A 15,391-nucleotide genomic window follows, 5' to 3' on the forward strand; every position below is an offset into this window, starting at 1 on the left:
CATTAATTTTAATTACGATGAAATCGTTTAATCATCAGCTTTCTTCAAATTTCCGGAACCGTCAACATGTCAAGCAAGTGAATTCGTGTACAACAAATTATATGGAGATTCGTTTATCTATTTCAGACAAAGTCATGCCCTTTGTCGTCATGTATGGATTGATTCTTTTTTCACCTGGATAGAATTGCTGCAATGCACCTTCAATGAGAACAATAATGAACCAAGAAGCACACTCCGGGGTATTTCAGTCGCGCGCGGTCTCGATCCCGCAAACCGGCTTCCGCACAGCGAAAAAGCGGGACAAGCGCATAGGGCTTTTGCTGTTCGAGAACTGCTCATTCCTGGACATCGGACTGGTCGTTGAAATTTTCAGCCTTGCCAATTCTGTGGCGGTGGCCTGGCACGAGCAAACGGCTCACCCGTATGCCGTGTCGTTGCTGTCAAGCAGGGGCGGCCAGATTCGTTGCACAAACTCGATCACCGTCGAAACCGAATCATTGGACGCGACGGAACCTGCTTCATATGACGTGCTTTTCATTGCTGACGGAGAAGGGGCATCAGCGGCAGCCGACGATAAACGGACCACAGACTGGCTGAAGCGAGTATTCCAGACGGTCAAGGTCGTGCAGGCCTCGGGAAATGGAGCGCTACTTCTGAAAGGAGCGCAACTTCCAAGCGCACGTGGCATGATCGTCCCGATCAGACCCGCGGGCACCCGCCTGAACACCGTTTCGGAGAACAATCTCCAGCTCGATATCAACGCCGGCTCGTTGATGCTTACCGCGCTCTCGCTTGTAAAAACGGACTTCGACTATGAAACGGCAGAAGGCATTGCAGAGCAACTCATGCCCTTCTCTGGCCGTTGGCTTGCACCGCTTCTCGGGGATGCGCCTAACGCAAACATCGCATCGACCATGAAGGAAGCTGCGCGCTGGATCGAGGAGAACTGTGCACGTCCCATTACCGCGCACGACATGGCACGCAGCGTTTCTATGGGCGATCGGACGTTCCTGCGACATTTCAAGGCAGAAATAGGAATGCCGCCTTCGGAGTATCTGCTGCGCGTACGGCTGGACATCGCATGCAGGCTTCTCATTACCACCACCTTGCCGATCGACAAGATCGCAAGGCGATGCGGCATGGGCAATGGTATTCGCCTCGCGAAGATTTTCAAACGCCGCCTGGCAGTCTCGGCGAGCGACTACCGCGCTTTCGCGCGAACCGAGTTCGACAATGAATGAGCGACGGGGGGTGGCACCGCGGCGACCGCGGGCCCACTTCCCAGCGTTACTTCTTGAATATTCCGACGATCCCCGAGTGATCGACAACCAGTAGCGACGTGATCCTATGTCGCTCCAGCAGCACAAGCGCGTCTTCCACCCTCGTGCCGACTTGCACCACGACGGGATCGCGGGACATGAACTCCGTTGCAGACTTCTCGAACGCGGTCTCTTCGTGCTCTTCAAGCAGGCGGCGGACGTCGCCATCGGTAATGAGCCCGTCACCCACCTCATTTCTGACGATCGCGAGACCAAGCTTGCTCTTCGTCATCACTGACAGGACTTCCATGACCTTGGCCGCCCCATCAACAAAGGGCAGATTGTTGCTGACCATCTCGTCTTCGACCATGCGCAGCAGTCGACGGCCAAGTGAGCCTCCGGGGTGAAACCGGGCGAAGTTCTCGGGCTTGAAATCGCGGGCCTCCATTAGCGTCACGGCAAGCGCGTCGCCCATTGCAAGCGCGGCTGTCGTCGAAGCGGTGGGCGCGAGCTGTAACGGACATGCTTCGGTCTCCACGCCTATGTCCAGATGGCAGTGGGCAGCTTTCGCCAACGTTGAATACGGGTTGCCTGTAAAAGCGATCATCTTGTTGCCGTTCTGCCTGAGAAACGGTAGGAGCTGAATCACCTCATTGGTTTCGCCCGAGTTCGAGATAGCAATAAAAACGTCGCTCCGTTGTACCATGCCCAGGTCGCCGTGATACGCCTCCGCGGGATGCATAAAGAACGCCGGCGTGCCCGTGCTCGACAGGGTCGCCGCAATCTTGCGTCCGACGATGCCAGACTTGCCCATTCCGCACACGATCACCCGGCCAGTCGAGTCGATAATCGTCCGCACAGCCTTCGAATAATTGTCGTCGAGCCGCGCCGCCAGCGCAGCGACGGCACGCGCCTCGACCTCAAAGACGCGCGCCGCCGACGCAACAAACCATGGATTGTTCATGACGAACCTCCGCTATTCGCAAGTAGATGATCGGTTACGCGTTGCACGTCGTCCCAGGTGTCGACGCCATGTGGCGGCGCTTCAGGCCATGTCATGACCCTGATCGGAATTCCGAGCCAGATCGCACGCAATTGCTCGAGCTTTTCCGACCGTTCGAGCACGCACACAGGTGCCCGCGTCAATGTGTCGATGACATCGCGTCGATACGCGTAGATGCCGATATGGCGCAGAAAGCCTGACAAAGGCCATTGGTCGGGAGTCAGATCGCGAAAGTGAGGGACTGCTGATCGGGAGAAAAGTGCGGCATCGCCACGTGAATTGAGGACAACCTTCACGACATTTGGATCATGCAGATGCGCACGCTCCGTGACGTATGCAGCGATGGTACCCATGCGCAACGCGGGATCGGCGACGCAGAAAGTAACGAACTCTTTCAGCAAAGCCGGTGGAATAAGCGGCTCGTCGCCCTGAACGTTGATGACGATGTCGTTCGGGTGCCAGCCGAGCCGCCGTGCGACTTCTGCGGTCCGGTCGGTGCCCGACTGATGTTGCACATCGGTGATGAGCGTTGGAATCCCTCTGTCGGCGAGCACAGTCGCGATACGGCTGTCGTCGGTCGCGACGATGATCTGCGCGTCGGCACCCAACGCTTCCCTGACGCGCCGATACACACGAACGATCATTGGCACGCCGGCCAGTTCAATGAGCGGCTTTGCGGGCAGACGCGTCGATCCGTATCGCGCAGGTATCACGACATGCAAGCGTGACGCGTTATTGGGTGACGTCATGTCGGCTCCATGATTCGATGAGAGGGGCATAGGCGGCGTCGCGCGAAAGCCCTCCTTTGACGAGCAGATGCTCGGCGACGTCGCGCGCGACACCGTGGCCACCACTGCATTGCGCGACATACGCTGCCGCGCGCAGTACGAGCGGATGCGCGTCGGCCGGTGCGCACGCGTATCCGGCAACGCGCATCACGGCAAGGTCGATAACGTCGTCCCCGACGAATGCGATCTGTGTATCCTGCAGGCCCCGCTCGATCTTAATTTGCTCGTATGCCACCAGCTTGCGATCGCACCCGGTCACAACGACGTCAAACTTCAGTTGACTGGCCCGCAGCGTCAACGCGGGGCTCGACTTCGCCGACAGGATCCCTGTCGCAATGCCGTGCGAGCGTAGCAGCGCAACCGCGATGCCGTCCTTCACGTTGAACTGCTTCATACATTCGCCTTCGCCGTCCAGATAGATCGAACCGTCCGTCAACACGCCGTCCACGTCGAACAGCACCAGCCGGATTGCCCCGCGATATTGCGGACTCACAGCCGGTCTTCTTCGACAGCGACAAAGGACTTCACGAGATCGTCCAATGCCTTCATTTGCGTCAGGAACGTTTCGAGCAGGTCGAGCGGCAACGCGCTCGGTCCGTCGCAACGAGCCTGATCGGGATCCTCATGTGACTCGAGGAACAATCCCGCGACACCCGCCGCGATACCGGCACGTGCGAGTTCGAATACCTGTTTGCGACGTCCCCCGGATGCGTCGCCGAATGGATCGCGGCATTGCAGGCTGTGCGTGACGTCGAAAATCACGGGGCAGTTGTCGGACACTTCACGCATGGTCCGAAAACCCAGCATGTCGACGACGAGATTGTCATAGCCGAACGAGCTGCCACGCTCGCAAAGAATTACGTTCCCGTTGCCCGCTTCGTGACACTTGTTCACCACGTTCCTGATCTGCGCGGGACTCATGAACTGCGGCTTCTTGATGTTGACGACTCGCCCCGTCTGCGCAATTGCAACAACGAGGTCGGTCTGGCGCGCGAGAAACGCGGGCACCTGCAATACATCGACAATCTCTGCGACAGGCTTTGCCTGTCCGATCTCATGAACGTCCGTCAGCACGGGAACACCGAATTCGCGCTTAAGTGCCTCGAAGATCCGAAGCCCTTCGTCAAGCCCGACTCCACGATAAGAGTGAATCGATGAGCGATTGGCCTTGTCAAATGAAGCCTTGAACACAAACGGGATGTTCAGACGCCGCGTGACATCCACATACTGCGCGCACGCGGCGAGGGTCGAATCCAGGTCTTCGAGGACGTTGATGCCCCCGAACAGTACGAATGGGTCCTGATTGGACACCGTCACGGTGTTCGCGATTACGATCTTTGCCTGACTAGCAGTCGTCATGTTGTATCTCCCGTATCAAACGCGTGATTCAGTCCGCTCCCCCACATGGAAGCCCGGACGGATGATTCAGTTTTTCCCGCAGCCCTTAGAGGCAGCCGCGCCGCAAACCAGATTGGCCGCGTCCGATGCCTGCCATACGTCGACAGCGCGCACAGTCATCGGCTGAGCGCGGCCGCTGCCGAGAATCAGCACGAGATGATTTCTGTCCAGCACGCTAAACCCCGCGGACCGCATCTCGAGTTCAGGCATGCGATCGGTGAGATGGTCCCAACTGGCTGGCTTGCCGATGGGCTTGCCGTCAAAGAAGAACTGCGCACGGCCCGGTGTGTGCGCCGTCGCCGGAATCCACAGGAAGCCGTATTTGTGAAAGCGGTTAAAGTCGGTTGCTGGTGCCGGTTTCATGCGCACGTCCGGCATCGCAGTCGAGTGATGGCAATAGCCCGTCGTACACGTGTGCTGATAGTGTCCGTACCAGTCGTGCAGCGCACTGCCATACCACGCCTCCGGAAGACCAAAGCGAGTGAGGTCGTACTCGAAAATGTCCACTTCGATAAAGCGTTGATAGCCCTGCGGCTGGCCGGGCCATTGCTCGGCCGGGAGCGCGGCCAGATGCTCGATCGCCATTCCCCAGAACGCCGGCCAGCCTTTCTGCGGCGCGTCGCGCGAAGCAGCGGGATCGAACCTGAGTTGCGCTTCGATATACGCGCCTCCACCAAACGCAACCCCGACCCAACCTTCGCCGTCCTTTGCCGGGGCAGCTGTCGCGATGCCGTAATTGGCGCGGCGGCTGTCGCCCAGCACGACACCCTCTTCCCGCTCTGCCTGTGATACGGCCGAGCGGTCAAGGGGTGGATAACCGAAGAAGCGCCCGCGAAACCATTGAAAATTCGCGGTACGCTCGTCCTGCCAGTCCACGGCTCCCGCCATGAAGCGGCTGCCAAACGTGTGGACCACGTAGCCTGCGCTTCTTGCAGGCGTGGGTACGACGTCTTCACGGACGTTGGCCGATTGCGCAGCGCCAACCCCGGGCAACGCGAGCAAGCATGCCAGCACAATGCGCGTCACCCAGCTGCGCGCCATCGCGGAGCGCTCGCCGTTACTTTTTCGTGTCGCTTTCATACGCATAGGCCGCGTAACGATAGGCCCCGTACTTCGAGCCATATCCATATTTCGCATGCTTCAGATTCAGGCCGTTGAAGAGCACGCCAGTCACTGCAACGCCATTCTGGCTGAGACGTTTCATCGATTCCGTCAATTCGCCCATCTTCGTCACCGTCGCTCGCGCGACGAAGAACACCGTTCCCGCGGCCGGTGCGAGGATGCCGGCGTCCGCGGCAGCAAGCACGGGCGCCGTATCGATCACGACGATGTCGTACGTAGCGGACACCTCGCGGATCAGCGTCGTCAGGCGCTCGCTAAGCAAGAGTTCGGCGGGGTTGCGCGGCTGCGCGCCCGTCGTGATGAGGTCCAGATTCGGCACGACATCTCTATGCAGTGCCGCTTCGAGCGTATGTTGCCCCGAGATGATCTCGGAGAGACCAACGCCCCGCTCGAAGCCGAAATATTGGTGCAGGTAACCTTTGCGCAAGTCGGCGTCGATTAGAAGAACCCGCTTGCCTGCCGTCGTCAGCACGGCCGAAAAGTTCGCCGAGACGAACGACTTGCCCACCGACGGCGCGGGCCCCGTAATCAGCACGACGTTGTTCCTTGCATTGAACATCGTGAACTGAAGCGCGGTGCGCAGGCTTCTGAAGCTCTCGATGGTCGGGTCGTCGGGTGCATCAACTGCCAGCAGCTTAACGCCGGCTTCCTTGGCCCGTATACGCCGATAGAGATCGGCCTGCAATTCGCTGAGCGGGATGGTCGAATAGACGTGAAGTCCGCTGCGTCGCTCGATTTCGTTGGGATCGCTGATGCCGCGAAACAGCATGTTCCTCACGAAGGCAACGACCACGCCGAGAAACAGGCCGACCAGCGCTGCCCCAGCAATGACGAGTACCCGCTTCGGCTTGACAGGGTCTTCAGGGATGTCCGCCTGATCCACGAGCCGCACATTGCCGGTCTTGCCCGCCTTCACCAGTTGCAACTGCTGGAAGTTATTCAGCAACGACGTGTAGAGGTCCGTGTTCACCTGGACCTCGAGCATCAGCCGCACGATGTCCTGCTGCGCGTCGGGCAGCGCCTTGAGCCGCGCCGCGCCTTCGTCGTTGAAACGGCGCAGGTTCGCCATCTGGGCGTCGATCGTGCGGATCGCCGGATGTGCGGGACTGAAGCGACGGATCAGTTCGTCGCGCCGCTGCTGCAATTCGAGCAGGCGCGTCTTCGCGTCGGCGGCCTGGGCAAGCGCGAGCTTTGCCTCCTCGGTGAGGTCGATGGAGCCGCGCTGATCGCGCATCGCCGTATAGCGCGCTTGCGCCTCCTGGAGCCGCGATTTGATCTCGGGCAACTGCGTGTCGAGAAACTTGAGCGACTGTGCCGCTTCGGCCGATTTGCGCTCGACGTTCTGAAAGACGTACTGCTCGGCGATCGCGTTGAGAATGCTGGCGACGCGTTGCGGACTTTTGTCCTGCAGGCTTGCGATCAGGATGCCGGACTGCTTGACCTTCTCCTGCACGTCGAGCTTGTCCTGCAGGTCCGAGATCGTCTTGACCTTCGAATAGCGCCGCAGGTTGAACTGCGCACCCGGCTTCCCCTGCAACGAGTCCACGACGAGCGTCAGCTTGCCGTATGCGGACGGAATGGTTTCGAGCCGGCCGGGCTGACCGACGAACGCATCGTCGAGGTCGCTGCCCGTCAGGCGATAGTGGGTCGAGTCGATGACCGTCACGCGAAAACGCTTGCCCTCCAGCGCCTGCGGAACATCGAAGCGCGACACGCTGATACGCTCGGCACCCCAACCGTACCCGCCGAAGCCGAGAAAGCCGGGAGTGGACAGCTCGCTTCTGTCGCGCGCCAGCCAACTGCCGATCAGCGGAAAGCGGCGTGGACTGGCATCGATATAAAGCAGCAGCTTTTCTACCGCTCGCGTCACGACGAGGCGCGACGCGAGAATCTGACTCTCCGCGGCAGCCGTCGATTTCACGTCGAAGAGCGACGACACGTCGCCCAGCATGCTCTTGGCCGCGGACGTATCGGGGCTCTCCTCGACCTGGATCATGATATCCGTCTGAAAGACGGGTTCGGCGATGAACGCGTACAGCAGCCCGAGCGTGAGACACGCACAGGCGACGATACCGATCAGCCAGCGGCTTTCGATGATGACATCCAGAATCGTGACGAGATCGAACTGCTCTTCTTCATCGACAGGACGTGAGGGAGGACGTGTCATTACGTTCATTCAATTGCGCCAAGGTAAGCAATGCGCCAATACACAGGAAGCGTGAAAGCCCTGCCGCAACTCAGGCGGTGAGCTTGATGCGCTCCGCCCATTCGTCGACACCGAGCGCAATCAGCTCCAGACAACGCTCGAAATCCGCGCGGGTGCCACGATAGGGATCGAAGATGTCGAGGCCCTGAAACTCGCCCAGCCGAAAGACCTTGCCGCGGGTCGAGCGATAGCGTTGCTCGATGGTTCGCTTCTGTTCGGTGTCCATCACGAGAATCATGTCCGCGCTGGAGCAATGCAGCGCGCCGAGCTGAATTGCCCGGTGCGCGTCGATATCGATGCCGCGCTCATGCATCAGCTCGCGAGCGAGCTGATCGGGCGGCATGCCGGAAAGCGCGCCCAGCCCGGCCGACAGAATCTGGTACTTCGGCAGGCGGGCACGCAGCAGACCCTCAGCCATCGGGCTGCGGCAGATGTTGCCGATACAAACGGTCAGGATCGAACGAATCATGCGTCAATTGCCTCGTGCAGTGCGCTGCAGGTAATAGGCCCCCGTCGTGCTGCCTACGAGCGGTGTGATGAAGCGGTCCCAGCGGATCACGCCGGGCGCGCCGACATAAACGACGTCGTCGGCGCGCAGCTGGAAGCCGCTCGCGAGCGACATCGCCGACGGCGACTTGCTGTCGAGGTGATAGACGACGGGCAGCGCGGCGTCGGCATCGCGGCGTATCACGTATATCTCGCTCGCATCGCCCGTCACCTGGCTGACTCCACCAGCATCTCCGAGCGCGTCGCTCAGCGACAGACGCCCGTCGGTGCGAAATGGCACGGGGGTCTGCTTGCCCACTTCTCCCATCACGATCACGCGATGCTCGGCGAGCAGCGGCACCCGGACCACGTCGCCATTCTTCACGACGATATCGTTGAGGCTCAGCCCCTTTGCACGCATCTCCGGCAGACTGATTGCATAGGTCGCCGAGCCGCGCGTCAGCTCGATGCGCGACGGGTCGCCCGTCGGGGCAATGCCGCTTGCCTGATTCAACAGTTCCGCCAGTGTGCTGGGAACGTCGGTGATCGGCTTGACACCGGGACTGCGGACCTCGCCGTCGACATAAACTTTCTGGCTGCGATAGCCGACCACCCTCACGCTGACCTGCGGATCGGGAATCACGGGGGCGAGCTTCTCGATCAATGCGCGCTGCAGTTGCTGCTCGCTCAGCCCCGCGGCGCGCAGCTGCTTCACATAGGGAAACTGCACGTAACCCCGGTCGTCCACCACAAAGCCCGGTATGGCCTGCGAGGCCATACCCGCGCTCCCGGCCATGGCGCTCCCCAGGTCGTAGGTGAGATTCGGCATCACCAGTTCGGGATGGTCCCAGACGATGATCGACAGGACGTCCTGTGGCCCGATCCGGTATGGCTGCGGTTTGCCGACGAGCGGTGCATAGCTGTTGTCCGTTTTGACCCGTTTGCGGCTGTCGAGCAGATCGCGCTGGATCAGCGCAACGGTGATCGGCGTCACGATCGGAAACGAGTTCGGATCTCCCGGGTCGACCGGCCGCGATGCATCGAAATTCATGCCGGGCGCGAACGCACAGCCGCCGAGCGCCAGCGCGAGAAAAAGGACAACAGCCACTTTGGATGAATCGATCATTTTCATAGTCAGCAGATTGAAGAGTACGGCCGTCACATACAGCCATCGCGAGTGGCCGGATTCCGGCAAGCGAACGCAAAGCGCGCTACTCGGGACCCGTCTGCGCTGCCGAAGGCGGCGCGAACCACAAGTTGCGCGGGTTGCTTTTGTCCGTGATGTCGTACAGCGTGAACTGACGCGCCAGCTTCGCGCCGCCGTCGCGCGTGAGCGGCGACCAGCGGATTGCCGCGACGCCTCCCGTCGAACGGGTGAACAGCGCATCGAACGGAATCGTCACGTAGATGCCCTTGTCGAAACTCCCTTCGCCGAACTGCGCGCTCGTCACATTGGTCTTCGTCGCATACGCGCCGATGGTCACGCCATTGCGGAACACGCGGCTGATATCGAGCGTCGCGCCGCGATCCTTCGCGAGGTACTGTCCGACACTCAGATCGACACGCACGCCGTTCCAGCCGGTGTCCCAATAGAGCGTCACATTGCCCGTCGTGACGGAGTAATCGCGCAACGAGAAGTCCTGCCTGAAGCCTCGCTGCCGCACGCGGTTCACGTCGACGCCGAGCGCGAGCGAACTGCCCCACGGGCGATAAAGCCACTCCGCGCCAACGCCCGCGAACATGCTTTCCAGGTATCCGCCATACACGCTGTAGTACTGGTCGCGGCCAATCGCGCCCACGTGCGTGAGCTGCAGCAGCGGCATCGTGAAGCGGGACGTCGTCAGATACTCGCGCAGATACGTGCGCACGCGCGGCAAATTGCTTGGGGCCGTGTAGGTGAACTTGTCGTAGTTGTCGACGACTCCGAGGTTGAAATCGCCCGCAAGCCACGTGTCGCGCCGTAGACGCGCTTCCGCATAGGCATTGGCCGATATCTGATAGAGCACGAACCCGTTCGGGCCGCCGAGTGTCTGCTGGTATGCAGGCCCCACGGAGACGTAGAAGCGCTTCTCCGACCCCTCGTAGACGTCGGCGCGGTGCATGTCTTCGTCCGGCACGACCGCGGGGGGCGACGTGTACACGGCCTGCTGTCTGTCGATGGGCGGCAATGCACGTGTGTGATTCGTCACCCACGTGTCGCGAATCACCGCGTAACCGGTGACGGGCAGACCGCGCGAACGCAGCGTGATACGGAACGCACGCACATCCGGCGGCGCATCCCGGTTCAACACGGTCACGATGCGATCGATCTTGTCTTCGAGATAGAACGCATCGACCTGATCGAACACGACGATGAGTTGCGCGCCGTCGCGATAGACGTTCTGCACCGTAAAGCCGGTTTGCTGCTCGAGGTTCCGCGCGGTCGCGCTCCAATCGTACACGTTGGCGGCTGGAGCCTGAGCCGGCGCAACAGACGACGATGCAGCCGAAGACGGCATGGCAACCGGCATCGGCGGCGGATCGCTAACCTTCGGCGTGCCGATGTTGCTCAGCTTGCCATGCAGGGTCACGCCGAGCATCGCGCGGTTGCCCCGCTCCAACGCGGCCGTGACATCGATGTTCGAGGTCACGCGATACACCGCGCCGATATTGAAGCTCGACCGCGTAGTGAACCGCTGGTGAAACGGTTCATTCTGGTAATTGTTGCCGTCGTACTCGAGCTTCAGGATGAGCGGCGCCCACGGCGTCTGATATTGGACACCGCCGAACAACGACATCGATCCGCGAAAATACCCGCGAGAGAAGGTTCCGGAGTTGGACACATTCACGTCCGACGCAGGCCGGTTCTTGAAGCTGTCGCTGAACACTGACAGCGGGTTCGGAATATTGCCGCGTGCGCCGAGATAGCCCCAGCCCACGCCGAGACTCCAGTCGAAATCGCCTGTGCGCTTGCTCGCAACGAAATACTCGCCGGAGAACAGACCCGTCCCGCCGACATCGCGCATGCCAAATGCGAGCGCCGGCCTGATGGCCGTTTCTTTCAGCAGGCGAACCTTGAAATCGATGCTCTTGTCCTTGTAGCTCTGCGTGCCGCTCAGCGCTGCAGGGCCGTATCGTTGCGAGCTGATGTCGGTATAGCGGAAGCCGAATTCGAGCCAGTCGAGCGGCTGCAGCATCACGTTGTACCGCGTATAAGGCGACGTGACCGAGACGCCTACCGACGCTTCGCCCGCTTCGTTCATACGCGCGGTAGGCGTTTGCAACAGGCCTGCCGTGCCCCAGTCGCTGGCCGTGACGGGCAGATCGCGCGCGTGGAACTGCGCAGCTTGCGGCACTGCCGCCCCGGGCGCAGGGTGCTCGGGCGCGACGCCGTGTCCCTCATCGTCCAGTCCGGAGGGGCCTTGCGTCGCGAAGAAAGCGGCGAGGCGGATCGAGAGCGACTCGGGCCAGCCAGAGTCGCGATTGGGCGCCCAGATCCACGCGCCGGGTGCGGGCGGATCTTGCGGCGTGCGATTCCACAGCGCAACGGCCGCCTTCTGCACCACGCCGTCCGGCTGCACGATCCACGCCCAATCGGGGGATACCTTGGAATCGCAGGCGCGGATGTAGTACAACGCCTCCGCTTGCGCGACGTACGGCACGGCGCAGAGCGAGCCGTCGCTGCGTAGCACGGTGACAGTCGATGGCCGCTCCGGAATGGCGACTGCGTCGCCTGAGTCCAGAATCGGATCGTCGCTCGGGTTGGCTTGCAGCCAGCGTGGATCGGCGCGCTTGAGCACGACGCGGCCCGTCGCCCGTCGCGATGCAACGAGTGCGGCGAGCCCTTCGCGCTCTGCCTGAGGCGGCACGTCCGGTCCTGACAGATAGCCGATCTGGTCGAGCAGCGTCTGCCTTGCACCCTGCTGCAAGGTACGCTCGCGCGCCGACTGCCACTGGATGCCCGTCACGTAGATATCACGCTCGCGCGCTTGCGGCGTGGCGAGCCTGTCGGCCAGCCAGTCGCCGAGCCGCACCGGTGTGCTGATGGTCACAGCGTGCGCTCCGAATGCGGGCACGCTCGTACACGATAGCAAGCAATAGAACGCATAGCTTCTTCCGCGCTCAAGCGCGTCCTTGACTCCGCTGGCCATAACGTCAAGCTTCGGCGGGCCAGCGCTGCCAGCTGATGCATAGCCCTGGGTCGAGACATTGTTCGCCGTACACGACGACAGCCTTGCCCGCTTTCTGCGCGACGGCGTAGCGCGCGTCGCGCAAGGCAATGCGCCCCTGCGAATGCTCGACGTACCAGCGCAACTGCGCGGCGCCCGGGCCCGCGTAGCGCGTGTCCGAAGGCATGCTGATCGGCTGCACCGTCACCTTGTCGAATTCATCGAAGTCGTAGCCCGGCATCACATCGCGCCGGCGCATATACGATGTCACGCCCGCAACGGCAAGCCAGTCCGGCGGCGACGCAAGCCGTACGTTCGTCCATTCGGTCGCCAGGCCCGTCACGCCGACAAGGCGGCCATTCTGAATGCGCAGCACTTCGCGTGCGCCGGAGTACCACACTTCGATGTCTCCCTGCGGATCGCGCTCGGTGTAGCCAAGCACGAGAAGCGCAGTGCGTCCTCGCGAGGAGACCTTCAGATATCGATGATCTTTCGCGAGGGCCGTGCCCTCGATTTGTGCTTCGCTGGTTTGACGAAGGAAGGCATAGCTGTCGGATATCGCGCGCATGGGCTGGGTACAGGCGCACAGCAAGATGATCGATGCGCAGGCCAGACTGCGGGCGAGCGGCACCGGATAACGCTGGGCGTAGGGGCGGAAGCGGGCACGACCCGCCAGTTCGAGAAAGCGCAAGGATCAGGGCGTCGTGCCAGTGGTGCCCGTCGTCCCCGTCGTTCCCGTCGAGGACGTGCCATTGCCGCCGCCGCTCGCGACAGCGGCAACAACGGCTGCTGTTGCGACGACGCCCGCCACGACGAGTGCAGTTCCGCTGATGCCACCCGCCGTCGCAGCGGACACAGCAGCGGCAGCACCCTCTTCGCCCTGCGCGTATGACAGTGAAGGCAACGCAAGCGCTGCTGCCGAAACCAGCATAAGAAGCGTTTTCATACACCACCTCATTGGACGGCGGCAAAAGCCGCTGCAAAAAGTTAAATACCGGCATCTTTGAATTCGCTTAAAGAGGCCGGGTAATTGCGATTGCAGGCGCAACGCTCTCGCAATGAGGCGAATAGTACATTTGCTGCAGTGCAATCGATGCCCGCGGCTAAAAATGGCAATGTTTTGACGGATAAAGGAAATGCCCTTGTCGCGCAAATACAGCCCGCACGTATGCACCTGGCAATTTCATTGACTTACGACGTCAATATCTTGCCGTTTTACGTCACTACGGGTTTCCCCGCTTTTTACCTGGATATGATGCGACGCAAAAGAGTTGAAGCGAATTCTACTGTCAGAACGAACAATCTTTCTCGCGAATTAAATTGAATGGGAAATGCGCGTCCGGAATTATTCAAATGTGCCGTTATCCTGTCCGCCGCGCCAGCAGCCTGACTGTTGCGGCTCGAAGCCTTGTCTGGATTGGCTGTAGGAGCGCTGGCGGCGAACCGGTTCATGCTTTTCGTGGCAGTCAGATCAAGTGTTTTCGTTAATTCAGAAATAGCAACCATTGGGGAAACGTTATGCAAGCAGCTCGTTTTCTGGAAAGCAATCCCATCGTTTACCGCCTTGGTTTCTTTTCTCGCGCACTCGACTCCTGCATCGTTCTTATTGGTGCTGCAATCGCATTTTCTATGCGTTTTGACATTTCAGATTCATGGACACAGCCAATTGTTGTGCTTGTTGCATTCAATACAGCGATGAGTGGCATTCTTTTTCCTGCACTCGGTATTTATAAAGCATCGGATCGCGATTCGTTATGGCATGTTGCAATGCGCATAATCGTAGGCTGGACAACGGTTTTCATCGTTGGTATTGCGTTTATGCTCGCGGTTCAACAGGCATTTTCCATTTCCCGGCTCTGGTGCGGGGCCTGGTTCGCCGTCACGCTCGCGCTGCTGATCACGGTGCGCTCGGCCAACCATCGCCTGTTGCACGTTGCGAAGTCGCGCTCGCGCGTGAAGATGAAGTCCGTCGCAATCGTTGGCGCAAACGCATTCAGCATGCAGCTGGTCGAGAAGCTGCAACGTACTCCGGCGGGTGGCTTCAAGTGCGTGTGCGTCTTCGACGATACCCCTGAGGCCGAGCGGTTTTCCTGCGGCGTACCCGTCATCACTTCGCTCGATTCCCTCGCAGTCGCGGTGCGCGACGGCGTGATCGACGAACTGTGGCTCGTGACCTTCCGCGAAGAAGCGCGCATCGAAGCGATCCTGCATGAGTTCAAGCACGAGTTCGTCAACATTCGCTTCATCCCGAACGTGCAGGGCCCGGCGCTTTTCAACCATGCCGTCGACGAAGTGCTCGGCGTGCCTGCCATCAATCTGCTGGCCTCCCCGCCTGCCGATCATCGGTTCGTGCCCAAAGAAGTATTCGACCGCTTCTTCGCCGCGCTGGTGCTCATCGGCATCCTGCCGCTGATGATCGCGATCGCGATCATGGTGAAGCTGTCATCGCCGGGGCCGGTGTTTTTCCGGCAATGGCGCAAGGGCATCAACGGCAACGAGTTTCAGATCTACAAGTTCCGGACCATGGTCGTGCACCACGAAGAGGCGGGCAAGCTCACCCAGGCGAGGCGTCACGACCCGCGCGTCACCCCCATCGGCGCGTTCTTGCGCCGCACGAGCCTCGACGAGCTGCCACAGTTCCTCAACGTGCTGCGGGGTGAGATGTCGGTTGTCGGGCCGCGCCCGCATGCGCTTCAGCACGACGAGCAATACAAGGATCTCGTGCATGGCTACATGTGCCGGTACCGCATCAAGCCGGGCATTACCGGCTGGGCACAGATCAACGGCTATCGCGGCGAGACGGATCACATCGACAAGATGCAGGGCCGCGTCGCCCTCGATCTCAACTACATCGAGAACTGGACGTTCGGCCTCGACCTGAAGATCGTGCTGATGACGATATTCCGTGGCTTCAGGGGACTGCATGCCTACTGACGCAACACGTGCCTCGCCGCTGCATCAAGTGTTCTTTTCTCTCTCAC

At 60.6% G+C, this 15,391-nt stretch carries 13 protein-coding genes; 2 read left to right on the forward strand and 11 right to left on the reverse strand.

Features of this window, described 5'->3' with window-relative positions:
- Positions 1–215 precede the first annotated feature (215 nt).
- Entirely contained in the window at positions 216–1,241 is a 1,026-nt protein-coding gene (locus BLT65_RS35705) for a GlxA family transcriptional regulator (RefSeq protein ID WP_091787132.1), read from the forward strand.
- A gap of 46 nt (positions 1,242–1,287) precedes the next feature.
- On the opposite strand, the gene BLT65_RS35710 is transcribed toward BLT65_RS35705, so the two are convergent.
- From BLT65_RS35710 to BLT65_RS35760, 11 genes are all read right to left on the reverse strand, one after another.
- Positions 1,288–2,223, reverse strand: coding sequence for a KpsF/GutQ family sugar-phosphate isomerase (locus tag BLT65_RS35710; protein WP_091787136.1), 936 nt, complete (start codon positions 2,221–2,223; stop codon positions 1,288–1,290).
- Positions 2,220–3,011 (reverse strand): 3-deoxy-manno-octulosonate cytidylyltransferase, encoded by a 792-nt coding sequence (gene kdsB, locus BLT65_RS35715; RefSeq protein WP_091787140.1) that lies wholly within the window; start codon positions 3,009–3,011, stop codon positions 2,220–2,222. Before kdsB ends, BLT65_RS35710 begins: the two co-directional genes overlap by 4 nt.
- Positions 2,995–3,543, reverse strand: a complete 549-nt coding sequence (locus BLT65_RS35720; protein ID WP_091787143.1) for a KdsC family phosphatase — start codon at positions 3,541–3,543, stop codon at positions 2,995–2,997. The genes kdsB and BLT65_RS35720 overlap by 17 nt, the downstream gene beginning before the upstream one ends.
- Positions 3,540–4,409, reverse strand: a complete 870-nt coding sequence (gene kdsA, locus BLT65_RS35725; protein ID WP_244186874.1) for a 3-deoxy-8-phosphooctulonate synthase — start codon at positions 4,407–4,409, stop codon at positions 3,540–3,542. The genes BLT65_RS35720 and kdsA overlap by 4 nt, the downstream gene beginning before the upstream one ends.
- Positions 4,410–4,475: 66 nt before the next feature.
- Positions 4,476–5,528, reverse strand: coding sequence for a LamG domain-containing protein (locus BLT65_RS35730; RefSeq protein ID WP_244186876.1), 1,053 nt, complete (start codon positions 5,526–5,528; stop codon positions 4,476–4,478).
- Positions 5,506–7,746 (reverse strand): polysaccharide biosynthesis tyrosine autokinase, encoded by a 2,241-nt coding sequence (locus tag BLT65_RS35735; RefSeq protein WP_091787146.1) that lies wholly within the window; start codon positions 7,744–7,746, stop codon positions 5,506–5,508. Before BLT65_RS35735 ends, BLT65_RS35730 begins: the two co-directional genes overlap by 23 nt.
- A 61-nt stretch (positions 7,747–7,807) precedes the next feature.
- Positions 7,808–8,245, reverse strand: coding sequence for a low molecular weight protein-tyrosine-phosphatase (locus tag BLT65_RS35740; RefSeq protein WP_091787152.1), 438 nt, complete (start codon positions 8,243–8,245; stop codon positions 7,808–7,810).
- Between the two features lie 3 nt (positions 8,246–8,248).
- The gene (locus BLT65_RS35745; protein ID WP_244186878.1) at positions 8,249–9,388 is read right to left on the reverse strand and encodes a polysaccharide biosynthesis/export family protein; all 1,140 of its coding nucleotides are present in this window, start codon (positions 9,386–9,388) and stop codon (positions 8,249–8,251) included.
- Between the two features lie 85 nt (positions 9,389–9,473).
- A complete protein-coding gene (locus BLT65_RS35750; RefSeq protein ID WP_091787155.1) occupies positions 9,474–12,392 on the reverse strand; it encodes a YjbH domain-containing protein in 2,919 nt (972 codons plus the stop codon).
- Positions 12,393–12,396: 4 nt separating this feature from the next.
- A complete protein-coding gene (locus BLT65_RS35755; protein WP_244186883.1) occupies positions 12,397–13,101 on the reverse strand; it encodes a YjbF family lipoprotein in 705 nt (234 codons plus the stop codon).
- A gap of 3 nt (positions 13,102–13,104) precedes the next feature.
- The gene (locus tag BLT65_RS35760; RefSeq protein WP_054932781.1) at positions 13,105–13,356 is read right to left on the reverse strand and encodes a hypothetical protein; all 252 of its coding nucleotides are present in this window, start codon (positions 13,354–13,356) and stop codon (positions 13,105–13,107) included.
- Positions 13,357–13,928: 572 nt separating this feature from the next.
- Between BLT65_RS35760 and BLT65_RS35765 the strand changes: the two genes are divergently transcribed.
- Positions 13,929–15,344 (forward strand): undecaprenyl-phosphate glucose phosphotransferase, encoded by a 1,416-nt coding sequence (locus BLT65_RS35765; protein WP_091787160.1) that lies wholly within the window; start codon positions 13,929–13,931, stop codon positions 15,342–15,344.
- The last annotated feature ends 47 nt before the right edge of the window (positions 15,345–15,391 follow it).

The sequence above is a fragment of the Paraburkholderia steynii genome, from assembly GCF_900100565.1.
Lineage (GTDB): Bacteria > Pseudomonadota > Gammaproteobacteria > Burkholderiales > Burkholderiaceae > Paraburkholderia > Paraburkholderia terrae.